The organism is Micropruina sp. (genome assembly GCF_047607385.1).
Classification (GTDB): Bacteria; Actinomycetota; Actinomycetes; order Propionibacteriales; family Propionibacteriaceae; genus Micropruina.
In genome coordinates, this window is sequence record NZ_JASGDE010000146.1 from 13,458 (window position 1) to 34,750 (window position 21,293).

Annotated in this window: 21 protein-coding genes and 1 riboswitch; of the genes, 9 read left to right on the top strand and 12 right to left on the bottom strand. The window is 70.2% G+C overall.

Annotation, left to right across the window (positions count from 1 at the left end):
• Window positions 1-211: 211 nt before the first annotated feature.
• A complete protein-coding gene (locus tag QM582_RS13165; RefSeq protein ID WP_415085090.1) occupies window positions 212-415 on the bottom strand; it encodes a heavy-metal-associated domain-containing protein in 204 nt (67 codons plus the stop codon).
• A 14-nt stretch (window positions 416-429) separates the two neighbouring features.
• Window positions 430-774 (bottom strand): metal-sensitive transcriptional regulator, encoded by a 345-nt coding sequence (locus tag QM582_RS13170; protein ID WP_415085092.1) that lies wholly within the window; start codon window positions 772-774, stop codon window positions 430-432.
• 503 nt (window positions 775-1,277) lie between these two features.
• Here QM582_RS13170 and dnaB point away from each other — a divergent pair.
• Together dnaB and QM582_RS13180 are read left to right on the top strand one after the other, a co-directional pair.
• Window positions 1,278-2,642 (top strand): replicative DNA helicase, encoded by a 1,365-nt coding sequence (gene dnaB, locus QM582_RS13175; protein WP_415085094.1) that lies wholly within the window; start codon window positions 1,278-1,280, stop codon window positions 2,640-2,642.
• Window positions 2,643-2,769: 127 nt separating this feature from the next.
• Window positions 2,770-3,153: a DUF1048 domain-containing protein gene (locus QM582_RS13180; protein WP_415085096.1), complete on the top strand. Its 384-nt coding sequence runs from the start codon at window positions 2,770-2,772 to the stop codon at window positions 3,151-3,153.
• 142 nt (window positions 3,154-3,295) lie between these two features.
• On the opposite strand, the gene QM582_RS13185 is transcribed toward QM582_RS13180, so the two are convergent.
• A complete protein-coding gene (locus QM582_RS13185) occupies window positions 3,296-4,039 on the bottom strand; it encodes a GH25 family lysozyme (protein WP_415085098.1) in 744 nt (247 codons plus the stop codon).
• Between the two features lie 87 nt (window positions 4,040-4,126).
• Window positions 4,127-5,086: an NAD(P)-dependent alcohol dehydrogenase gene (locus tag QM582_RS13190; protein ID WP_415085100.1), complete on the bottom strand. Its 960-nt coding sequence runs from the start codon at window positions 5,084-5,086 to the stop codon at window positions 4,127-4,129.
• Window positions 5,087-5,156: 70 nt separating this feature from the next.
• On the opposite strand from QM582_RS13190, the gene QM582_RS13195 reads away from it, so the two are divergent.
• The gene (locus QM582_RS13195; protein ID WP_415085102.1) at window positions 5,157-5,840 is read left to right on the top strand and encodes a TetR/AcrR family transcriptional regulator; all 684 of its coding nucleotides are present in this window, start codon (window positions 5,157-5,159) and stop codon (window positions 5,838-5,840) included.
• Window positions 5,841-5,969: 129 nt separating this feature from the next.
• Window positions 5,970-7,256, top strand: a complete 1,287-nt coding sequence (locus tag QM582_RS13200) for a GH25 family lysozyme (protein ID WP_415085104.1) — start codon at window positions 5,970-5,972, stop codon at window positions 7,254-7,256.
• A 244-nt stretch (window positions 7,257-7,500) separates the two neighbouring features.
• Here the strand turns inward: QM582_RS13200 and QM582_RS13205 are convergent, their stop codons facing one another.
• Window positions 7,501-9,225 (bottom strand): glycoside hydrolase family 13 protein, encoded by a 1,725-nt coding sequence (locus tag QM582_RS13205; RefSeq protein WP_415085106.1) that lies wholly within the window; start codon window positions 9,223-9,225, stop codon window positions 7,501-7,503.
• Between the two features lie 71 nt (window positions 9,226-9,296).
• A complete protein-coding gene (locus tag QM582_RS13210; protein WP_415085108.1) occupies window positions 9,297-10,202 on the bottom strand; it encodes a GlxA family transcriptional regulator in 906 nt (301 codons plus the stop codon).
• A gap of 91 nt (window positions 10,203-10,293) precedes the next feature.
• Here QM582_RS13210 and QM582_RS13215 point away from each other — a divergent pair, with 91 nt between their 5' ends.
• On the top strand, window positions 10,294-10,875 hold the full coding sequence (locus QM582_RS13215) for a DJ-1/PfpI family protein (RefSeq protein WP_415085109.1): 582 nt from the start codon (window positions 10,294-10,296) through the stop codon (window positions 10,873-10,875).
• Here the strand turns inward: QM582_RS13215 and nhaA are convergent.
• Window positions 10,865-12,109 carry a Na+/H+ antiporter NhaA gene (gene nhaA, locus QM582_RS13220; protein ID WP_415085111.1) on the bottom strand — a complete coding sequence of 415 codons (1,245 nt, stop codon included), beginning with the start codon at window positions 12,107-12,109 and terminating at the stop codon, window positions 10,865-10,867. The two genes, QM582_RS13215 and nhaA, sit on opposite strands and share 11 nt — an antisense overlap.
• Before the next feature lie 442 nt (window positions 12,110-12,551).
• On the opposite strand from nhaA, the gene QM582_RS13225 reads away from it, so the two are divergent.
• Window positions 12,552-12,827 (top strand): DUF1540 domain-containing protein, encoded by a 276-nt coding sequence (locus QM582_RS13225; RefSeq protein ID WP_415085113.1) that lies wholly within the window; start codon window positions 12,552-12,554, stop codon window positions 12,825-12,827.
• Here QM582_RS13225 and QM582_RS13230 read toward each other — a convergent pair.
• From QM582_RS13230 to thiM, 3 genes are all read right to left on the bottom strand, one after another.
• On the bottom strand, window positions 12,812-13,615 hold the full coding sequence (locus tag QM582_RS13230) for a hypothetical protein (protein WP_415085115.1): 804 nt from the start codon (window positions 13,613-13,615) through the stop codon (window positions 12,812-12,814). The two genes, QM582_RS13225 and QM582_RS13230, sit on opposite strands and share 16 nt — an antisense overlap.
• A gap of 230 nt (window positions 13,616-13,845) precedes the next feature.
• Entirely contained in the window at window positions 13,846-16,176 is a 2,331-nt protein-coding gene (thiD, locus tag QM582_RS13235; RefSeq protein WP_415085117.1) for a bifunctional hydroxymethylpyrimidine kinase/phosphomethylpyrimidine kinase, read from the bottom strand.
• Window positions 16,173-17,009 (bottom strand): hydroxyethylthiazole kinase, encoded by an 837-nt coding sequence (thiM, locus tag QM582_RS13240; protein ID WP_415085127.1) that lies wholly within the window; start codon window positions 17,007-17,009, stop codon window positions 16,173-16,175. The genes thiD and thiM overlap by 4 nt, the downstream gene beginning before the upstream one ends.
• Window positions 17,003-17,101, bottom strand: a riboswitch (TPP riboswitch). (Overlaps the previous gene by 7 nt.)
• 387 nt (window positions 17,102-17,488) lie before the next feature.
• On the opposite strand from thiM, the gene QM582_RS13245 reads away from it, so the two are divergent.
• Window positions 17,489-18,088 (top strand): hypothetical protein, encoded by a 600-nt coding sequence (locus QM582_RS13245; RefSeq protein ID WP_415085118.1) that lies wholly within the window; start codon window positions 17,489-17,491, stop codon window positions 18,086-18,088.
• Between the two features lie 37 nt (window positions 18,089-18,125).
• Here QM582_RS13245 and QM582_RS13250 read toward each other — a convergent pair whose 3' ends face one another.
• Window positions 18,126-18,767, bottom strand: coding sequence for a transcriptional regulator (locus tag QM582_RS13250; protein ID WP_415085120.1), 642 nt, complete (start codon window positions 18,765-18,767; stop codon window positions 18,126-18,128).
• Window positions 18,764-19,720, bottom strand: coding sequence for an aldo/keto reductase (locus tag QM582_RS13255; protein ID WP_415085121.1), 957 nt, complete (start codon window positions 19,718-19,720; stop codon window positions 18,764-18,766). Before QM582_RS13255 ends, QM582_RS13250 begins: the two co-directional genes overlap by 4 nt.
• A 175-nt stretch (window positions 19,721-19,895) precedes the next feature.
• On the opposite strand from QM582_RS13255, the gene QM582_RS13260 reads away from it, so the two are divergent.
• Together QM582_RS13260 and QM582_RS13265 are read left to right on the top strand one after the other, a co-directional pair.
• Window positions 19,896-20,210, top strand: a complete 315-nt coding sequence (locus tag QM582_RS13260) for a hypothetical protein (RefSeq protein WP_415085123.1) — start codon at window positions 19,896-19,898, stop codon at window positions 20,208-20,210.
• A 15-nt stretch (window positions 20,211-20,225) separates the two neighbouring features.
• Complete coding sequence (locus tag QM582_RS13265; protein WP_415085125.1) at window positions 20,226-21,125, top strand: papain-like cysteine protease family protein; 900 nt, start codon at window positions 20,226-20,228, stop codon at window positions 21,123-21,125.
• Window positions 21,126-21,293 lie beyond the last annotated feature (168 nt).

Sequence of the window (21,293 nt, forward strand, 5' to 3'; positions counted from 1 at the left end):
GGCGCCTTCGGACCCGCCGCCGCCCAGTTCGCTGCGGGACGGCGATGTCGAGATCACTCGCCGGTGAAGGGAAGTCCATCCGATCTCGCGTCACCACACGAAATCGGCGGGGTTCCCTTCAGCCGGCGGCGATGTCGAGATCGCCGCCGGACGGAGTGCGCGGCCCGGGTGGGCGACGGCCTGTGGTCGGCCGTCCGAGGGTCGGGGACGGTCAGGCGACCGTGTAGTCCCCCGCTTCGGCGACGGCCTCGACGATGCGGTCGAAATCGACCGGGGCGTCCGAGACGACGGTCAGCTTGCCGCCCTCCAGGACGACGGTGACGTCGGTGACGCCGGGGATCTGCTTGACCTCTTCGGTGACGGCGGCGACGCAGTGGCCGCAGGTCATGCCCTCGACGGTGTAGGTGCTTTCCATGGTGACTCCTTGGTTCAGGAGCGGACCAAGCGCGCGATCGCGTCCCTGGCTTCGCTCAGTTTGGTTTCGGCCTCGACGCCGCCCTCGCGGGCGGCCCGGACCACGCAGTGCCGCAGGTGGTCGTCCAGCAACTCCAGGGCGAGCGACTCCAGCGCCCGGGTGGTGGCCGAGATCTGGGTGAGGATGTCGATGCAGTAGCGCTCGTCGGCCACCATCCGGGACAGGCCGCCGACCTGGCCCTCGATCCGCCGCAGCCGCTTGAGGTAGCCGTCCTTGCTGGTCAGATAGCCGTGCCCGGACCCGTCCGGCACGTCGTGATTGTGCTCGTTCTCCACGAGAACCTGGGACTCCTGTGACATATGTTGCTCCTGCTTCTGCGACGCTGCGCGTCCACCCTTGTCAGTATACCCCCTATGGGTATAGCTGTCATGTGGTTCAGATGTGGACAACCGGCCCTATACCATGCGGCGAGCCCTCCCCGCATGGACTGCCGGGCAACACCCTCGACACCGGGCTCAGTGCCCACTCAGCAGAAATTCACGTGAACATGGCGTTAACACCCCTTGTGAACGCCGGGTTCGGCGGCAAAGCAATTTGCTATCCACCGCCACCTCGGCGCGTCGTACACAGGGTTCACGGCGTGTCTCCACAGAATCCACAAGAAAATCCCCCTCCTGTGGATAACTCGGGTTGGACGATGCTCGGACGCCGGGTCTATCGTCGTCCGAGATGTCACGCAGATCGGGCTGCGAGGCAGCCGGGAGAGTCGCCACATTCGAACTGTTGATCGATGCGCGCGAGAACTGTCGGAACGCTTGACTAGCGTGGCACCCACAGAGATGCAGCGCACCAGGGAGGGGTCATGTCAGTCGCATCACTCCCTCCGTACGAGGAGGATCAGCGGGATTACGGCGGCCCCGACCGGACGCCGCCGCAGGACGTCCAGGCCGAGCAGTCGGCGCTGGGCGCGATGCTGCTCAGCAAGGACGCCATCGGCGACGTCGCCGAAATCGTCCGCGGCCGGGACTTCTACCTGCCCAAGCACGAGCAGATCTACGACGCGATCATCGACCTGTTCGGACGCGGTGAGCCGGCCGACGCGATCACCGTCGCCGACGAGCTGGCCAAACGCGGCGAGCTGGGCAAGATCGGCGGGCACATCTACCTGCACGATCTGCTGTCGATGGTGTCGATCGCGTCGAACGCCAGCTTCTATGCCGAGATCGTCAAAGAGAAGGCGGTGCTGCGGCGGCTGGTCGAGGCCTCGATCAAGATCAGCCAGATGGGCTACGCCGGCGGCGGCGAGGTGTCCGACATCGTCGACCGGGCCCAGCAGGCGATCTACGAGGTGGCCGAGGGCAAGACCTCCGACGACTACGAGCCGCTCAGCGTGCTGATGGAGCGCACCCTCGACGAGATCGAGTCGCTCAGCCAGCACGGCGTGCTGTCCGGGGTGCCGACCGGCTTCATCGAACTGGACGAGCTCACCAACGGCCTGCACGCCGGCCAGATGATCATCGTCGCCGCCCGTCCGGGCATGGGTAAGTCGACGTTGGGTCTCGACTTCGCCCGGGCGGCGTCCATCAAGAACAAGCTGACCAGCTGCTTCTTCTCGCTGGAAATGGGCAAGAGCGAGATCGTGCAGCGGCTCATCTCGGCCGAGGCAGGCGTGCCGCTGAACCACATCCGCAAGGGCCAGATGGGCGACGACGACTGGCAACGGATCGCCCGCAAGACCGGTGAGGTGTCCAGCGCGCCGCTGTTCATCGACGACTCGCCGAACCTGACCATGATGGAGATTCGGGCCAAGGCCCGCCGGCTCAAGCAGCGCCACGACCTGAGGCTGGTCATCGTCGACTACATGCAGCTGATGACCTCCGGCAAGAAGGTCGAATCCCGCCAGCTCGAGGTGTCGGAGTTCAGCCGCCAGATGAAGCTGCTCGCCAAAGAACTGAACGTGCCGGTGGTCGCGCTCTCCCAGCTGAACCGTGGCCCCGAGCAGCGCACCGACAAGAAGCCGATGCTCTCCGACCTGCGTGAATCCGGCTCGCTGGAGCAGGACGCCGACATGGTCATCCTGCTGCACCGCGCGGACGCCTACGACAAAGACTCCGAACGTGTCGGCGAGGCCGACTTCATCGTCGCCAAGCACCGTAACGGTCCGACCGCGACGATCCCGACCGTCTTCCAGGGCCACTACAGCCGGTTCGTCGACATGCAGCACTGAACGGGCTCATCGCCACCGCGAGATAGCGACCGATTCGGCAGGCAACGGAGGCACACGAGGCCGGACGCCCTGCGAATCGGTCGCTATCTCACGACGGATGCCATCGTGACTTACCGCCTGGCCGGAGATGGCAGCCGCCCGATCGGATCACTTGTGGTCCACATGGAACGGTTGTGTTCCATGCGGGCGGCATGGACCTGTCCCGGCCGACTTCCGGCTCCCGGCGAACTACCGCACCGCGGTCGAGGCGCTGGAGCGGTACCTGATGCACACCGGAGGGATCGCCAGGGGCGACGTGGTGGTGACGATGTACACCGACCTGGTCGACCTGTTCGAGCAGAGCGCCGCCGACGGCACCCCGATCCGGGACATCGTCGGCAACGACCCGGTCGAGTTCGTCGAGGACTTCGTCGCGAACTATGCCGACGGCTCGTGGATCAGGAAGGAGCGCGACCGGCTGCGGACGGCGATCGACCAGGCCGCGCAGGAGCCGGGAGGGTCGGGATCGTGACCGCCAGCACGGCGCGGTGCCTACGTCAGTCGTCGAATAGCGACCGATTCGGGACGCGTCCGAGGCGTGCCAGGCAGAACACCCCCGAAATCGGTCGCTAGCTGACGGACCTGACCGGGACGGACCCCCGCTCGGCAGGCGCCTACCGGCCGCACCGCTCCCACTCGGCACGGCTGCCGGCGAACACGTTGACGTCGATGAACGGTTCCTCGCCGGCGTAGCCGTCGAGCCGGTAGCGGTCGCTGAACTGCCAGAACGTCCACGCCCGGCCGTCCGGCAGCGACGGCGCCCGCCACACGTCGCGAATCCAGATGTCGGCGTGAGGGAACGCGCCGCTGAGGTACCGGTCGTAGGCGTCCGCGGTGGTGTAGATCAGCGGCTTCCTGCCGTAGTGGGCGGCGAGTCGGTCGAGCAGGACGCGGAGTTCGCGGCGGACCTGTTCGACCGGCGCCGGGTCGCGTCCGAAGCCGCCGTAGAACTCCAGGTCGACCGCGACCGGCAGCAGTTCGGGCCCGGCCGGGACGGTCCGGACGACGTTGTCGGCCTGGGTCGCCCCGGCGCTCTCGAAGCTGAAGAAGTGGTAGGCGCCGACCCGTAGCCCCGTCTCGGTGGCGCCGGACAGGTTGGCGGCGAAGCATGGATCGACCAGGCCGCTGCCCTCGGTCGCCTTGATGAAGGCGAAGTCGATGCCCTGCCCGGCCAGCACCGGCCAGTCGATCTGGCCCTGGTAACGGGAGACGTCCACGCCGCGGACCGGATACCGCTCCGGCGAGGGGTGGTTGAGCTGGATGACTCCGTTCAGTACCAGCACGGCGGCCAAGGTCAGGGTGAGCACCGCACCCGCGAGCCCGAGGATCACCCGCACGACCCTGGATCGTCCCGACACCGGCGCTCCTCCCACGGCCCGGACGACGGGTCAGGGCCGTCGCCAACCTACCCGGACGCCCCACCGCACCCTCGCGGTGCCCGACGATCACCGTCCCGGCAGCACCACCAGGTTGCCGACCTTGTGCCCGCCGTCGATCAACCGATAGGCGTCGGGCAGCGCGGACAGCCCGCCGACCACCGTCACCACCGGGTCGAGTCGTCCGGCCTCGGCCAGGGCGAGCAGTTCGGCGACATCGTCGCCGCGTTCCGGCGCCGAGCCGGTGGCGACGCGCCGTCCGCCGCGCACCATGTCGAGCAGGCTGGCGACGGCCAGCACCAGCACGCCGTCGGGGCTGAGCAGTCGAAGCCCGTCGGCCCGGGACAGGTTGCCGACCGCGTCGAAGACCACGTCGAACCGTTCAGTCAGGCCGGCGACCGGGGTCTGGTGGTAGTCGATGCAGCGCTGCGCGCCGAGCCGCATCACCAGCTCCCGGTTCGCCGCCGAGCAGACCGCGGTCACCGTCCCACCCAGGATCACGGCGAGTTGGACGGCCGCCGACCCCACCGATCCGGACGCCCCGTTGACCAGCACCGTGCCACCCGGCCGGAGCGAAGCCCGATCCCGCAGGAAGTACAGCGCGGTGGTGCCGCCGAACAGGACGCCGGCGGCGTCCGGATGGCTCAGCCCGGCCGGCTTGGGCACCGCCACCGTGGCCGGGACGACGGCGTACTCGGCGTGGCAGCCCATCCGGACGCCGGTCATTCCGGCCACCTCGTCGCCGGGCGCCAGGCCGCTCACCTCGTCCCCGACCTCGGCCACCACGCCGGAGAAGGTGGAGCCCAGCACGCCGGCGCGCGGCCCACGCAGCCCGATCGCCAGCCTGGCCAGCAGGCCGAACCCGGGCGGGAACCGACCGGACCGCATCCGGGCGTCGCCCATGCTCACCCCGGCCGCCTCGACCCGGACCAGCACCTCACCCCGGCCCGGACGCGGCGTCGGCGCGTCCGCGACGGCGAGCGCCTCCGGTGGTCCGTAGCGTTCGACCCGCACCTGTCGCATCTCCATCGTCCCTCCTTACACATGTAAGCCTCTTTGGTCAGCGTAACCTTATAGGTGTAAGGCGACAAGGAGGACCATGACCGAGCGGGAGCCGCTGACAGCACGGCGGGTGATCGAGGCTGCCGCGTCGGTGGCCGATCGGGGCGGCCTGGCCGCGGTGAGCATGCGCAATGTCGGCCGCGAGCTCGGCGTCGAGGCGATGTCGCTCTACCACCACGTGGCGAACAAGGCGGCGCTGCTGGACGGCCTCGCCGACTGGGTGTTCGGCCAGTTCACGCCACCCCCAAGGGACGCCGACTGGCGCGAGGCGATCGCCGTCCGCTCGGCGTCGGTGCGCACGGTTCTCACCACGCACCCCTGGGCGCTCGGCCTGGTCGACTCGCGGGCCAACCCCGGGCCCGGGTCCCTGCGGCACTACGACGCCGTGATCGGATGCCTGCGGCGCGGCGGATTCAGCACCGCGACGGCCGCGCGGGCCTTCTCGGTGATCGACGCCTACGTGTACGGGTTCGCCCTCACCGAACGGAACCTGCCCTTCGACGCGGCCTCCGGAGCCAACGACTTCGCTGCCGCCATCACGCTGCCGACCGACGAGTATCCGCACCTCGCCGAGTTGGTCAGTACCGTCACCGCCACCGGCGACTACTCGTTCGCCGCCGAGTTCGACGTCGGCCTCGACATCATCCTCGACGGGCTCGGCTCGCTCCTCGCCGACACGGACGTCCGGCATCGCGACGAACGCCGAGACCCCGGCCACTGACCACCGGGACGCCGGAACGCCGGGACGCCGGGACGCCGGGACGCCGGGACGCCGGGACGCCGGGACGCCGGGACGCCGGGACGGGGGTTACGATGCAGACCCCCGCCCCCGAACCGGAAGTCACCGACGATGACTGCTGCCCCCCGTCTCCTTCGCCTGCTCACCGGCGCCACCGCATCGTTCGCGCTCGCTGCCACGCTGCTGATCGGCGCCCCGTCCACCCCGGCCGTCGCCGCACCCGCGCCCGCCCTGCCCGCGGCCACCACGACCACGATCACCACCCAGCCGACCAGCGCCACCGTGAACCGCTACGGCAGCGCGACCAGCACCACCTTCCGGGTGAAGGCGTCCGGCACCAAGCTCAAGTACGCCTGGCAGTACCGCACCGCGTCCGGCGCATGGAAGAGCATCAAGAAGGCGACCAAGTCGTCCTACCAGGCCAAGGCGGCGAGCTGGGCGAATGGCACCCGGTTCCGGGTGAAGGTCACCGGCAGCAAGGGCACGGCGACCTCGGACACGGTGACCCTGTCGGTGCTGCAGCCCTCCGCCACCCCGGCCCAGGACGCCGCGAAGGCGTTCGGCCTGACCGGGCTGAGCCAGGGCGTCGACCTGTCCTCGTACCAGTACGTGCCGTCGGCGAAGGTGAAGCCGACCGTCATCGCGGAGTGGACCGGCGACGACGGTTTCGCGATCCTGCGGCTGGGCAGCGGCGCGCGTCCGATCAACGTCAGCTACACCGACGCCTGCACGAATCGGACGCGCTCGACCGGCAGCGTCCCGGCGGTCAACGACTGCGCCTACGCGACCCTCTCCGACCAGGTGAAGGCGGCCGGGCTGCGGCAGGGCGCCTACTGGTTCAACGGCTGGACGACGAGCGTCGACGACACCCCCGGCAACCTGTTCGCCGGCAGCCACACCCCGGAGAAGTCGGCCGCCCGGTTCGTCGAGGTGCTGAAGGCGGACGGCAACTACACCCGGTCCAGCACCAATCCGCTGGTGATCGATGTCGAGGCCGGCCACAGCTACACGAAGTCGGCGAAGGGCAAGAAGTACACCCGCAAGCTGCGGGCCTGGACGCCGGCCGAGGCCGAGGCCTTCCTGACCGAGGTCAAGTCGTTGCTCACCGCGGACGGCTACCAGGCCAACCTGTACGTGTATCTGAGCTCCAGCGTCGCCGAGAAGAAGTCGTCCGGCAGCTACGTGTGGACCGATGTCGCCGGCATCGCCCGGCTCTGGATCGCCTCGTGGGGCGCCGACAACGGACGGGTGCCGGCCAGCCTGCCCCGGGTCGGTCCATGGGCGACCCAGGGCGGCTGGTCGATCTGGCAGTACACCAGCAACCTCCGGATCGCCGGCGACGGCGTGGACGCCCTGGACGGTGACCTCGCCACCGCGGACGCCTGGACGCCCCGCTGACCCTCGGCCCGCACGGACGTCCACCCAGGGAACCGTTCGCACACCCAACCGCTCGGCCCGCACCCAACCGCTCGCCTAACTATTTCGGGCTCGCTGAATTCAGCGAGCCCGAAATAGTTAGGCGAGCGTTGGATTGGCCGGCGCGGGGCCGGGCGAGCGCGGGGCTGGCCGGGCCGGGGTTGGCCGGGGCAGGTGGACCGGCGCGGGTTGGGCCGTGCGGAGGTTGGGCCAACCCCGGGGTTGATCAGCGGAGCCGGAGGATGCGGGACTCCCAGGGCGCGAGCTCCCCGGCGTCCCCGGCAGCATGGGTGCCGAGCAGGAGTTCGGCGCCGGTGACGTCCGGCAGTCCTTCGGCGGGGACGGTGACCGGGCTCGACGAGCAGTTGGCCAGCACCAGCATGGTCTCGTCGCCGAGGCTGCGGGTGAACGCCCAGAGCTGTTCGTGATCCGGCAGCAGCAGCTGGAAGCGGCCCTCCTGGACCGCCGCGCTCTCGTGCCGCAGCGCGATCAGCTTCCGGAAGTGGGCGAACACCGAATCGGGATCGCGGCGGGCGGCGTCGGCGTTGATCGTGTCGTAGTTGGGGTTGAGCGCCAGCCACGGCGTCCCGGTGGTGAAACCGGCATGCGCGCCGGCGTCCCACTGCATCGGCGTCCGGGCGTGATCGCGGCTGCGGGCCGCCAGGAACCGCAGCGCCTCCCCCTCGGGCACACCGGCGGCGAGCGCGGCGGCATGCACGTTGAGGGCGCTGATGTCGCGGTACTGGCCGATCTCGGTGAGCGGCGCGTTGGTCATGCCGAGCTCCTCGCCCTGGTAGACGTACGGTGTGCCCTTGTGCAGGTGCAGCACGGTGCCGAGCGTCTTGGCCGAGTTCACCCGATGCTCCGGGCTATCGTCGCCGAACCGGGACACCGCCCGCGGCTGGTCGTGGTTGTCGAAGTAGAGCGAGTTCCAGCCGACGTCGGCCAGGCCGTCCTGCCAGTGCGCCAGGTTGCCCTTCAGCGCCGACAGCGGGACGTCGGCGAAATCCCAGAGCCGGCTGCCGGGTCCGCGATCCATCCGAACGTGCTCGAAGGTGAACACCATGTTCAGCTCGTGCCGGTCCGGGTCGGTGGTCAGCACCGCGGTCTCCACCGTCGAGCCGGGCATCTCGCCGACCGTCACCAGGTTGTGCTCGTCGAGCCCGGTCTCACGGTTCATCTCCTGCAGGAACTCGTGCAGCCGCGGCCCGTTGGTGACCCGCAGCCGCAGTTGGTCGCCGTCCGGATCCAGCGGCGCCGCACCGGTGAGCTCGGCCGGCTTGGAGATCAGGTTGATCACGTCCATCCGGAAGCCGTCGATGCCCCGGTCGATCCACCAGCGCATCATCGCGTAGACGGCCTGGCGGACGTCCGGATTCTCCCAGTTCAGGTCCGGTTGGCCGGCGCTGAACAGCGCGAAGTAGTACTCGCGGCTGGTCGGGTCGTAGGCCCAGGCGGACGGGGCGAACGCGGCCGGGCTGCGGTCCGGCTCGGCGCCCGGCGTCCCCGGTTCGAAGCCGGGACGGGCAGGACGCCAGATGTACCAGTCCCGCTTCGCCGAGGCCGGGTCGCGGGACTCCACGAACCACGGGTGCTGATCGGAGGTGTGGTTGACCACCAGGTCCATCACCAGTTTGATGCCGCGTTCGTGCGCGGCGGCGATCAACGCGTCCAGGTCGGCCAGGGTGCCGAACTCGGGGTCGATGTCCTGGTAGTCGCTGATGTCGTAGCCGTTGTCCACCTGCGGCGAGCGGTACACCGGCGACAGCCAGAGCACGTCGACGCCGAGGTCGGCCAGGTAGTCGATCCGGCGGGTGATGCCGGGGATGTCACCGATGCCGTCGCCGTCGGAGTCCTGGAACGAGCGCGGATAGATCTGATAGACGACCGCCGAGCGCCACCACCCGTCCGGACGTCCGGCGTCGATCGGGTCGGTGGTGCGGCTGGTCATGGGTGCTCCGTCCGGGTCGGGTTGGTGATGAACCCACTCTGCCCTGTCCGGGCGGCCGGCGTCCGGGATGCTCACCGACGGCCGAAGAACGAACTCCGGTAGCGCGTCGGTGTGGTGCCCAGCAGCCGGCGGAAGTGATGCCGCAGGTTACTCGCCGATCCGAATCCCGATCGGAGGGCCGCCTGATCGACGGTCGTCGTGGGTTCCTCCAGCAGCTGTCGGGCGCGAGCCAGGCGTTGCCGGGTCAGCCATTCACCAGGCGACAGCCCCGTGACCTCCACGCATCGGCGATGGAAGGTGCGTGCCGACATGGTCGCCCGAGCCGCGATGTCCGCGCTGGTCAGGCGCCGATCCAGGTGCCGGGTTGCCCACGCCAGGGCCTCATGCAATCGCTCCGCGTCCGGCACCGGCGGACTCGGCCTGAACTGCGCCTGCCCACCCTCCCTCCGCAACGGGGTGACGATGGCCCGAGCCGACTCCAGGGACGCCCGATGACCCAGATCGGCCTCCAGCAGGTGAAGGCACAGATCGATGCCGGCGGTCACCCCGGCGCTGGTCACCAGCCGGCCCTGGTCCAGGAAGAGCGCATCGGCATTGACCCGCACCCGCGGATACTGCTCGGCCAGTGCGGCCGCGTGCGCCCAATGGGTGGTGACCTCGTGGTCGTCCAGGATGCCCGCGGCGGCCAGCGCGAACGCTCCCGTGCAGATCGAGACCATCCGCGCGCCCCGGTCGTGGGCCGCCCGCAGCGCTGCCAGCTCGTTGTCGCTCAGCTGCACTCCGCGCCGGAATCCGGGGACGACCACGGTGTCGGCCTCCCCGAGCAGCTCCAGCCCGTGCTCGACCTGAATCTGCAGGCCGTTCGTCGAGTCGACCGCTCCCACGTTCTCGGCAGCCACCCGGACGTCGTACTCCGCCCGCGCGAAGACGAGCAGCGGGACGGTCAGGTCGAACAACACCACCGGTTGGATGGCCATCACCACGACGCGATGAGGATTGGCGAGATCTTGCCGCATAGTGGCGATCTTGCCACTGGCTGTGGTGCGGCGACGAGGGTTGCATGGGGGCATGCGCGTAGAGATCGCCGTCTTCGACGGCTTCGACGAGATCGATGTCTTCGGCCCTTTCGAGGCCCTGGCGGCCGGAGGCGTGGCGGTCGAACTCACCGCCGTCCACGGTCCCGGGACGGTTTGCTCACAGCGTGGCGTGCGCCTCCAGGTCGAGCATGGACTCCTGGCCCGCCCCGGGTTGCCGGACGGTGTCATCGTTCCTGGCGGCGGGTGGTTGAACCGCGCCGCCCACGGCGCCTGGGCGGAAGTTCAGGACGCGACGTTGCCGCGTCTGCTGACCGGGGCGCGAGGCCGACTCGGCTGGATCGCGGCGGTCTGCTCCGGGGCCATGGTGCTGGCGTCGGCCGGGATGTTGCGCGACCGCCGCGCCACCACCAACCGCTCCTGCTTCGCCGAGTTCGAGCCACTGGTCGGCGAGCTGATCGACGAGCGCGTGGTGGACGACGGCGATGTCATCACCGCCGGCGCGCTCACCTCCGGACTCGATCTCGGCATCCACCTGGTCCGGCGGTTCGTCGGTGAGGACGTCGCGGATCGGGTGATGAGAAGCCTCGAGTACCCGCCGCGGCTCACTCGATGACGCCGGAGTCGGAGTCAGGGACGCCGTCGCGGTTCATGTCGGCTTGGCGGACGCGCCGGGCGTCCCAGCGCAGGCCGACGGCACCCAGTGCTCCGGCGAACAGCGAGGCGGCCAGCACCCCGGCCTTGGCGGCGGCGCGGTGCGGATCGTCGGCGAAGGACAGCTCGGCGATCAGCAGGGCGACGGTGAAGCCGATGCCGGTGAGCAGCCCGATCGGCAGCAGGTCACGCAGGCCGATGGCATCCGGCAGCCGCAGCGGGGTGAACCGGGTGACCAGCGCGGTCGCGCCCAGGACGCCGACGAGCTTGCCGGCCAGCAGACCGATCCCGACGGCGTAGAAGACGGGTTCGCGCCAGACCACCGGCCCGTCGCCGACCAGGGTGACCCCGGCGGCGAAGAAGGCGAACACCGGCAGCGCGACGCCGGCCGACCAGGGCCGGACCAGCTCGTCGTAGTAGCGCGTCCGCGATTCAACCTCGCCGTGGATCGGGAACGGCGGCACACTGAGCCCGAGCAGCACGCCGGCGATCGTGGCGTGCACGCCCGAGGCATGCATGAAACCCCAGGCCACCACGGCCAGCGGCAGCAGCACCCACCAGGCCGTCCAGCGCAGCCGGACCAACGCCCCGAACACGATGACCGCGACCAGCGCCCCGGCCAGCATCGGACCGGAGATGTGCTCGGTGTAGGCGATCGCGATCACCACGATGGCCAGCAGGTCGTCCACCACCGCCAGCGTCAGCAGGAACAGTCGCAGCGCGCGCGGCAGCCCGCGTCCGAAGACGGCCAGCACCGCCAGCGCGAACGCGATGTCGGTCGCGGTCGGGATCGCCCAGCCGTGCAGCGCCGCAGCCTCTCCGGCACCCAGCACCAGGCCGCTGAAGACCAGCGCCGGCACCACCATGCCGCCCACCGCAGCCACCACCGGGACGGCGGCTTCGCGCGGATGCCGGAGGCTGCCGGCGGTCAGTTCGTGTTTGAGCTCCACCCCGACCACGAAGAAGAAGATCGCCAGCAGTCCGTCGGACGCCCACGCGGCCACGCTCAGATCGAGGTGGAGCGCGGCGGGACCCAGCACCGTCGCCGACAGGGCATGATATGCGCCGCGCCACGGCGAGTTGGCCCAGACCAGCGCCAGCACCGCCGCGGCGAGCAGCACGATCCCGCCGGTGACTTCGCTGGTCAGCCGGCGAACCAGCCGGGTGGCTAGACGGTCGGGTACGGACGAGGGCATGCGGCCTCCAGGGGCTTCGATTCCGTCCCCACTCCGGGGACGCGCCGACCAGACTTCCCGGCACACCGCCGATCAGGATACCGGGGCACCCACCGACCGGTCCCACCCGGCCACCGTCCGGGGCCGTCCCGCACCCTCCGCTCCCGCTCCGGCCGGACGCCCCCGGCAGGCTCGCCACCGATGAATGACCCGAACCGATTTACGAAAAAGAAAAATCGCGATTATCTCCGGAGTTAACGATCAACCCTCCATCCGGAGGTAGGTCAGCGTCACCCCTTGTCAATCACATGTCAGAGACGTCAGAAGCCTATTTTGAAAAGTCTCTATATCGTAAATATCCAGCGACTTAGGTAAGGCTAAGAATGCTTGATGAGAGTGATTCGCAGAGTTATCGTTGAGGCAACACATGATTCCGAGCCACACACACCGGGAGGTACCGATCATGAGCACCACATCGCTCGTCAAGTCCTGCGCGACGACCGCCTGCGCCTTCAACAACGGCGGCTGCACCGCCTTCGCCATCACCGTCGGCGGCTCCGAGGCCGCCACCTGCACCACCTTCGTCGAGCTGGACGCCCGCGCCGGCGTCTCCTCGGCCAGCGGCCAGGTGGGCGCCTGCAAGCGCCTCGAGTGCGTGCACAACAAGGATCTGCTGTGCACCGCGGGCGAGATCGCCGTCGGCGACGCCGCTGATTGCCTCAGCTACTCCGTCGGCTGACCACACGCCGCATTGACGAGTTGATCGAGTCGATCGATCAGCTCGTCAATGCTGTCTGCGGGCTTGCCGAAGGCAAGGAAGTGGACGGTGGCCCGGCCCAGCTCGACCGCCATCAGGGTCAGCCCGGTCCGGTCGACATCGACGCAGTACACCTGCCCTTCGGTGTGCGCGCAGGTGACCTCGGCCCGGCTGGACAGCGTCGCACCGGCGCCCCATCCGGCGGCCGCGGCGAAGACCAGTTCGGCAAGTTCTTCCGACGACAGCCGTCCGACCTGGTCGCGAGCCTCCCACTCCTGCTCCGCATCGGGGAAGCTGCGACCGCTCCACGGCTGCCCGGTCGCCGGGTGCACCCCGGCCACTTCACCGAAGGACAGCGGCAGCACTCCGGCGCTGTCGTGCACCAGCACCCGATCGGTCCGGATGATGCCCAACCGGCCGCCCGTCGCGGTGGCCAGTTCGGTCACCCGCTGGTCGAGCCCGGCATCGGCCAGGTACTGGGGCAGCAGTTCACCGGGCAGCCACTCCAACTCGCCCAGCAGATGCACCGCGCAGGCGGTGATCCGGACCGCCCACTCGGGCGCTTCCTTGACGATGTCGAGCCGCACCCGCAGCGGGCCGTCGGTCCACGTGGTGGCCGGCACCGCGTCGTCGGCCAGGCAGGCGACCACCAGGTCACCGGTGACTGTCATGCTGTGGCACAGCGCGCCGGCCTCGACCAGCGGCGAGAGGTCGTAGGCGACCAGGGACGCGCGCCCGGAGCCGGTCAGCAGTCGCCGCGCCAACGACACCGAGCGAGAGCGCATGGTGTCGGCGCGTGTGTCTTGGACTGTCGTGCGGACGGGTTCCACGAGACCCCCTGGTATCGCTGCGCCAATGGTGCCGGTATTTGGTAAGGGCAGCCTAACCTTAATCGACGACGCAGGGGCGAGAATGTCCAGTTCTGGGACAGCCCCGCGTTCACGCCGTCTCGGCCGCTGAGTTCATCCCGGCGGAGGCCCGGACCCACCGTCCGTCCAGGTCAGGACAGCGGCGCGGCGAAGAACTCCCGTTCGTGCACGCAGGCGGCCCGGAACGCCCGGGCGGCGGCCATCCGGCTGCCCGCTCCGGCGCGGCGTGCCGCGGTCTCGGTGATCGCGATCGCCCGCCGGGTCGACTCGGCGAAGGCCTCGTCGCTGTAGGTGGCCAGCCAGTCCGCGTAGGGGTGCCCGGGACGGTTCCGGGCCGCCAGGGCGTCCCCGACCTCGGCGTAAATCCAGAAGCAGGGCAGCAGGGCCGCGGTGAGAACCGCGTAGTCACCGGTCGCTTCGGCATCCGCGAAGTGGTCCAGGTAGGCGGTGGTGACCGGCGAGGGACGGGTCTGCGCCACCACCTCGGGTGCCACCCAGGATTCGTGCAGTTGCAGTTCGGTGGCGATCGCCGAGGTGGAGCACTCGTGCCAGAACGCCCGTTCGGCCTCGTCGGTAGCCATCCGGGACGCGGCGGCCAGCGACTGCGCGTAGCGTCCGAGATAGAGCGCGTCCTGGGCCAGGTACCAGGTGAACGCCTCGGTCGGCAGGGTGCCGTCACCGAGGGCCCGGACGAACGGCAGCTCGGCGATCGCGTCCCTGATTCCGGACGCCTGCTGCCACCACCAGTCGGTGATCGGTCCGGGCAGCGGGCCGCCGGCGGCCTCCCAGAGCGGGCCGACGTGGTGCACCGGGCCGTTGCCGCGTCCGACGTCGAGGTCGTCGCCGCGCGCGATGGACGCCGCCAGCCAGTCGCTGCTCTCGGCCAGCGCCAGCGCCCAGTCGCCGGTGACCGCGTGGCGGGTGGCCAGCGCCGAGGACAGCGAGCAGCCGGTGCCGTGGGTGTTGCGGGTGGCGAGTCGCGGGTGCTCGACCTGGGCGAGCAGCCCGTCCGGCCCGACCAGGGCATCGCTCACCGTCGCGTCGTCCAGGTGCCCGCCCTTGGCCACCACCAGCGCACCGGTGGCGGCCGCGACGCGTTGCGCCTGGTCGAGGGTCTGCGACCAGGTGGATGCCGGTTCCACGCCGGCCAGCACGGCCAGTTCCGGGACGTTCGGGGTGAGCACGTCGGCGAGCCGGGCCAGTTCGCGCATCGCGGCCTCGGCGGCGGCGTCCAGCAGCCGGTCGCCGCTGGTCGCCACCATCACCGGATCGAGCACCACCGCGGTCGGCCGGACCCGTTCCAGCCAGTCCCGGACGGTCGCGATCACCTCGACGGTGCCGAGCATGCCGAGCTTGACGGCGTCGATCGCGACGTCGTCGGAGACGGCGTCCAGCTGGGCCCGCAGGAACCCGGTGTCGGGGTAGTGGACCTCCCGGACACCCGTGGTGTTCTGGGCGACCAGTGCGGTGACCACCGCCATGCCGTAGCCGCCGCAGGCGCCGATCGCCTTCAGGTCAGCCTGGATGCCGGCGCCGCCGGTCGGGTCGGTGCCGGCGATGGAGAGCACGTTCGGAACGGACCGGATCATGCCGTCACCTCGGGAGGCGTTGATCCCTGCGTCGTCTCGCTGGTTGAGCTTGTCGAAACCCGTTGCCGGCGGGGTCTCGACAGGCTCGACCAACGAAGCATCAGTACGTCCCTCGGTGTTCCACCGGGCGAGGTAGGTCCGGGCGGCCTCGCCCGGATCCGGGGCAGCGCAGATACCGGAGACCACGGCGGCGCCGTCCAGGCCGGCGGCCCGCAGCCCGGGCAGGTCGTCGGCGAGCACGCCGCCGATGGTGACGGCCGGCAGCCGGGTGGCGGCGAGTTCGGCGACCCGGGCCAGTCCGAGCGCCGGGTCGGCGTCCGGCTTGGTGGCGGTGTCGCGCAGCGGGCCGATGCCCAGGTAGTCGGCGTACGGTTCGGCGGCCCTGATCTCCTCACGCGTGGCGGCGCTGACCCCGAGGATCGCGCCGGGCCACAGGATCGCCCGCAGCACCGGCGCCGGCAGGTCGCTCTGCCCGACGTGCACGCCGTCCACCGGGACGCCGCGGGCGCGGGCGGCCAGCGCCACGTCCACCCGGTCGTTCACGATCAGCACGCAGTCGGCCCCGGGGACGGACGCGATGGCATCGGCGACCGCGGCGACGTCGTCGAGGAAGGTGGCGCCGGAGGCGTCCTTGGCCCGGACCTGCACCGACCGGACGCCGCTGCGCACCGCCGCCGCCACCGTGTCGGCGACGCTGCGGCCGGCGGCGGCACACTGCCCGGCGTCGGTGACCAGGTAGACGGCGAGCACGGTCGTGTCGAAACGTGCGGCGTCGAGGTCTGTACGGTCGAACCCTGCGCGGTCGAACCCCGTGCTGCCGAACCCCGTGCTGCCGAACTCTGCGGCGTCGAGGTCCGTCCGGTCGACGCTCATCGGGCCACCTCCAACCGGACCCGGCCGACCAGCGCGTCCGGGGTCAGCGCGGCCAGGGCGTCCAGCAACGCCACGGCGAACGAACCCGGGCCGGCGGCGCCGGCCGCCGCGTCCTCGGCGGCCACCCCGTAGGCGCAGTGCGCGGCGACGGCCGCGGTGAGCGGATCGTCGGCGACCGCGGCGAAGGCGACCATCACCGCACCCAGCGCACAGCCGGCTCCGGTCACCCGGGTGAGCAGTTCGTGGCCGTTGCCGACCCGCAGCACCGCGCTGCCGTCGGTGATCAGGTCGACCGGTCCGGAGACCGCGACCACGGTCTGCGCGCGGCCGGCGAGTTCCCGAGCCGGTGCGGACGCCGCGTCGACGCTCAGCGTGGCGTCCACCCCGCGTCCGGCCTGACCGGCGCCGGCCAGTGCGGCGATCTCGGAGGCGTTGCCGCGGATCAGCGTCGGGTGCGCCCCGAGCAGCTCGGCGGCCAGCGGCGTCCGGACCGGCAGCGCACCGACCGCGACCGGGTCGAGCAGCCACGGCGTCCCGGCGGCGTGGGCGGCGGCGGCCGCCTCGCGCATCGCCTCGGGTTGCCGTCCGCCCAACGTGCCGAGGTTGATCAGCACCCCGGACGCCACCGGCGCGAACGCACCGGCCTCGTCGGGAATGTCGACCATCGCCGGGGCGGCGCCCAGCGCCAGCAGCACGTTGGCGGTGAAGCCGCTCACCACATGGTTGGTGAGGCACTGCACCAGCGGCGTCGCGGCGCGGACGGCGTCCAGCAGCGCAGCACAGGTTTCGGCAGTGATGGCCTCGGCGGGGATGGAGATGGAACTGGACGGCAGCGTCACGACGAATCCCTTCGCTCGTGCTAACGAGAGCAGGTTCAGCGGGTCTGATCTCAGCCGGCTCGGTACCGGCACCCCGTGTCGCCTGCCACCCTAGCCTGCGTCGCCCACCGTCGCCCGCGTCCCCGCCGGGCCCTCGCGCCACGTTGCCCTGCTTTCGCGTCTTTTCCACGGTTTGAACCCGGTGAATGACGCTGAACCAGGGCAATGTCGCGGACGGAGGGACGGACGCCGGAGGCACGCACCGCCGGCGGTTCCCGGGCATGTCAACCCGTGATCTGGTCAGGGGAAACAGCGGCGGATCTGCAAGGATGGATTCTCGGTGCGGCGTCCGTCGCCTCAGCTCCCGCCCACACCGGGCCCGGGCTGCTTCCCAATCTCCTCACACCTGAGAGAAGTGCGTTTTCGTGTCCCTGGTGGCCGTGATCGGATGGTCAGCAACCGCAGTCGGAGCGCTGCTGGGAACACCCCAGCTGTTGCGCCTGATCAGAACCCGCCGGCTGGAAGGGCTCTCGCTCTTCGCCTGGTGCTCCACCATGGCGGTCAACATCAGCTGGCTGGCCCACGGCCTGCTCATCGGGCAGGCGCCCCAGGTGGTCACCAATGTGATCGCGCTGTGCAGCACCGTGTCGATCCTGGTGCTGCTCACCCGGTCGCTGGGACGTCCGCTGCCGCTGGTGCTGGCCGTGCCGGTCGCGGTGGCGACGCTGATCATCGGCATCGACGTGCTGCTCGGCTCGCTCGCCTTCGGCATCGTGGCGGTGGTGCCCGGCATGTTCTCCTACGTCTCCCAGGGCGTCGAACTGGTCCGCTCACCGAAGATCCGCGGCCTGTCGCCGCTGTTCCTGACGCTCGCGGTGCTGAACCAGAGCCTGTGGCTGACCTGGGCCTGGCTGGTTCCCGACCCGGGCGCCATCGTGGCCTGCAGCCTGACGCTCGCGCTGACCACGTTCAACCTCGGCTGGCACACGTTGCGCCGGCTGGGGATGCGGGCCTTCTTCGTCCGGGCCCGCGATCTGGCCGGTGCCGCGGCCACCGTCGCACCGGCTCCCACCCTCGCGCTGACCAGGGGCTGAACCTCGCCGGCGAGCCGCCGGTGAGGCTGCCGGCGGCTCAGCCGTCGCTGCCGCGCGGGATCGACAAGGTGGCCAGCAGGTCCTCGTGGAATTGGATCCAGACCAGCTGACAGGAGTCGCGGTCGGGGGCGTCCAGCCATTCGTGGCGTCCGTTCCGCACCCGGCTCAACGCGTGATGGTGCCGATGCGCGTAGCCGCCGAACCGGCGCAGCACCCGCGCCAGTTCGGCGTTGAGCGCCACCAGTTCGTGATCGACGGTCTCCAGCTCGACCAGCACCTTGGCGTCCCAGACCGGGTCGTCGTGGTCGTTGGCGGCGCGCCGGTCCCAGCGGGTGGGGTGCAGCTGCCAGTTGGTGCAGGCGACACCGTGCCGCCGGTTCAGCGGACGGAACCGTTGGTGCACGTCGGCGACCGCTTCCCGGCCGCCGACCGCGTCCAGTTCGGCGCCGAGTTGGCGTTCGTTCTCGGCCCTGCCCCGGTCGGTCAGCGACCAGGTCTCGCCGAAGAACTCGTGCCGGCTCACCCAGCCGTACGCCTGGGCGTCCAACAGATGCTCCCGGACGTCGTCGGCGGGCAACCCGAACCGCTTGGCGATCTTCTCCACCGACGGCCCACCGAGCACCCGGACGCCGTGCAGGGCGAGCAGCGCCGGATCGGACCGGAGGCCCTCCGCACTCATGCGAAGGTGGTGTACGAGAAGGCCGTGCTGTGCCGCAACTCGTCCAGTTCGGCCAGGTCGGCGGCGGACGGCTGCCAGGCCCCGGCGGCGACGTTCGAGGCGATCTGCTCGGGACGGGTGGCGCCGCTGATCACGCTGGCCACCACCGGCTGGGCGGCCAGCCCGCCGATCGCGACACTCAGCATCGGCAGTTCGCGGGCGTCCGCGAACGCCTGCAGGGCCTCGATCCGGTCCCAGTCGGCACCGGCCAGCCGGCTGGTCTGGGCGGCCAGCCGCGACCCCTCCGGTGCGGCCTCTCCGCGCCGGTACTTGCCGGTGAGAAGGCCGTATGCCAGCGGGAAGTAGGGCAGCAGGCCGATCCCGAACCGCTCGCAGGCCGGCACCAGCTCGTCCTCGGCGAGCCGGTTGTACAGCGAGTACTCGTTCTGCGCCGAGATGAACCGCTGGGTTCCGGACGTCCGCGCCACCCAGTCGGCGTCGGCGACCTGCCAGGCGGTCAGGTTCGACGAGCCGATGTAGCGCACCTTGCCCTCGACGACCAGTTCGCTCATCGCGTCCAGGGTCTCCTCGATCGGGGTGATCGAGTCGGGCCGGTGCAGTTGGTACAGGTCGATGTAGTCGGTGCCGAGCCGGCGCAGGCTGGCCTCGACCGCGCGGCGCACGTAGCGGCGTCCGCCGTGGGCGCCGAAGTGCTCGGCGTCGTGGTCGCCCATGCCGAATTTGGTGGCCACGATCACGTCCTCGCGGCGGCTGCCCAGGGCACGGCCGAGGAACTCCTCGCTGACCCCGTCGGCGTAGGAGTCGGCGGTGTCGAACAGCGTGATGCCGGCCTCGATCGCCGCGTCGACGACCGCTTTCGTCTGGTCGAAATCGATCCGGGCCCCGAAGGCGTTGCAGCCAACGCCCACCGCCGACACCATCAGTCCACTGTCACCCACCGGTCCATAACGCATATCAGCAACCTACCGGGCGCCGCCGACAGCGCGGCTCGACGTCTTGCCCGGCGGTTCCGGCTTGGGCCGACCCGCCCCACCCGGCCGGCGGATGGGCAAAGTTGCTCCCTATCCCCCGGTGCAGGGCGGGTCTAGGGTCGGCCGGAGACAGGCTGGCGAGATCGGAGTCCCGAACATGCCACAGACCATCCGCAAGTACTGGGGACCATTCCAGGGTCGCGTGACGCTCAACTTCAATTGGGCCGCGATCAACCACGACTCGGTCGTCATCGTGACCGCGTCGGAGTACAGGGTCACCACGCCCGCGACGTCCGAGCACCCGTTCATCGGCGCGGCGACCATCACGGTCGACAACGTGGCACCGCACGGACCGCCCTACGATCCCAACCACGGCGTCACCTTCGTGGTCAACGTCGGCTGGGGCGCGCCGCTCAACATCGTGACCGACATCACGGTGCTGGACGCGCCTCCCGTCGAGATCCAGTACTAGCGGACGGCGCGAGCGATGCCACAGACCGTCCGCAAGTACTGGGGAGCGCTGCACGGACGCGCCACCCTGAACTTCAACTGGGGGATCATCGACCACGACTCGGTGGTCGTGGTGACCGCCTCGGAGTACACCGCCGAGCACGTCCGCTTCATCGGTGCCGCGACCATCTCGGCCGACAACGTGGCACCGCACGGACCGCCCTACGACCCCAACCACGGCGTCACCTTCGTGGTCAATATCGGCTGGGACGCCCCGCTCAACGTGGTCACCGACATCACGGTGCTGGACGCCAAGCCCGTCGAGATCCAGACCTACGTGCCGGAGGTCACCGACACCCTCCGGGTACGGCTGCAATATCAGCAGTGCCGGCTGTGGTGTTGGATCGCGACCGCCGTCACCATCGACCACTTCTACGACCCGGCCAGCAGCTGGACACAGTGCCGAGTGATGACCGAGATCGGTCAGGAGATCAACGGGTTCCCGACCGACACCCAGGCCTGCCCGACCCAACAGGCCCTGGACGCGAACCCCGCCCTGGCCACCCGCTATGCCGATCCGTACGCCATCGGCGCGCGCTATGTGCTCGACGACCCGGCACTCGGAATCGACACCCGCTACCTGAAGTCGGGCGGCGTCACCGATTCGCTCAAGAAGGTCGGCAACCTCGCCGGCTGGCACGGTCCGAACCTGACGCTCGCCGACATCGCCGCCGAGATCGGCGCGGGACGTCCGGTCGTCGCCGGGATCACCTGGACCAGCGGCGGCAGCCACTACGTGATCATCGCCGGCGTCCAAGGTGAGGGGATGCTGATCCTCGACCCGGTCAACGGCCAGTCGTTCACCGAGTTCGGCGAGTTCCCGTCCACCTATTTCGGCGGCGCCACCCTCGACGGCTACGCCTTCACCCAACCCTGATCCGCCGCTCCCGGGACGCCCCGCGCCCCGGGAGCGCACGGGGGTTGGCGGAACCTCTTAGCCTCGATCCACCGATGGGCGCCGTAGCGAGCGGCACCAGATGGGTGCAATGGCAAGCCGGGAACGCGAAGGCGTACCGGGTCGTACGGTGAGCGGGTCCGGCGAAGC

Coding starts and splice junctions, on each gene's coding strand:
- QM582_RS13200 (WP_415085104.1), top strand. CDS start 5,970: ATGACTGCTGCCCCCCGTCTCCTTCGCCTGCTCACCGGCGCCACCGCA.
- QM582_RS13215 (WP_415085109.1), top strand. CDS start 10,294: ATGCGCGTAGAGATCGCCGTCTTCGACGGCTTCGACGAGATCGATGTC.
- QM582_RS13255 (WP_415085121.1), bottom strand. CDS start 19,720: ATGCGTTATGGACCGGTGGGTGACAGTGGACTGATGGTGTCGGCGGTG.
- QM582_RS13190 (WP_415085100.1), bottom strand. CDS start 5,086: ATGGAGATGCGACAGGTGCGGGTCGAACGCTACGGACCACCGGAGGCG.
- QM582_RS13250 (WP_415085120.1), bottom strand. CDS start 18,767: ATGAGTGCGGAGGGCCTCCGGTCCGATCCGGCGCTGCTCGCCCTGCAC.
- QM582_RS13170 (WP_415085092.1), bottom strand. CDS start 774: ATGTCACAGGAGTCCCAGGTTCTCGTGGAGAACGAGCACAATCACGAC.
- QM582_RS13195 (WP_415085102.1), top strand. CDS start 5,157: ATGACCGAGCGGGAGCCGCTGACAGCACGGCGGGTGATCGAGGCTGCC.
- nhaA (WP_415085111.1), bottom strand. CDS start 12,109: ATGCCCTCGTCCGTACCCGACCGTCTAGCCACCCGGCTGGTTCGCCGG.
- QM582_RS13260 (WP_415085123.1), top strand. CDS start 19,896: ATGCCACAGACCATCCGCAAGTACTGGGGACCATTCCAGGGTCGCGTG.
- QM582_RS13180 (WP_415085096.1), top strand. CDS start 2,770: ATGGCAGCCGCCCGATCGGATCACTTGTGGTCCACATGGAACGGTTGT.
- QM582_RS13205 (WP_415085106.1), bottom strand. CDS start 9,225: ATGACCAGCCGCACCACCGACCCGATCGACGCCGGACGTCCGGACGGG.
- QM582_RS13210 (WP_415085108.1), bottom strand. CDS start 10,202: ATGGCCATCCAACCGGTGGTGTTGTTCGACCTGACCGTCCCGCTGCTC.
- thiD (WP_415085117.1), bottom strand. CDS start 16,176: ATGAGCGTCGACCGGACGGACCTCGACGCCGCAGAGTTCGGCAGCACG.
- QM582_RS13165 (WP_415085090.1), bottom strand. CDS start 415: ATGGAAAGCACCTACACCGTCGAGGGCATGACCTGCGGCCACTGCGTC.
- QM582_RS13265 (WP_415085125.1), top strand. CDS start 20,226: ATGCCACAGACCGTCCGCAAGTACTGGGGAGCGCTGCACGGACGCGCC.
- QM582_RS13225 (WP_415085113.1), top strand. CDS start 12,552: ATGAGCACCACATCGCTCGTCAAGTCCTGCGCGACGACCGCCTGCGCC.
- dnaB (WP_415085094.1), top strand. CDS start 1,278: ATGTCAGTCGCATCACTCCCTCCGTACGAGGAGGATCAGCGGGATTAC.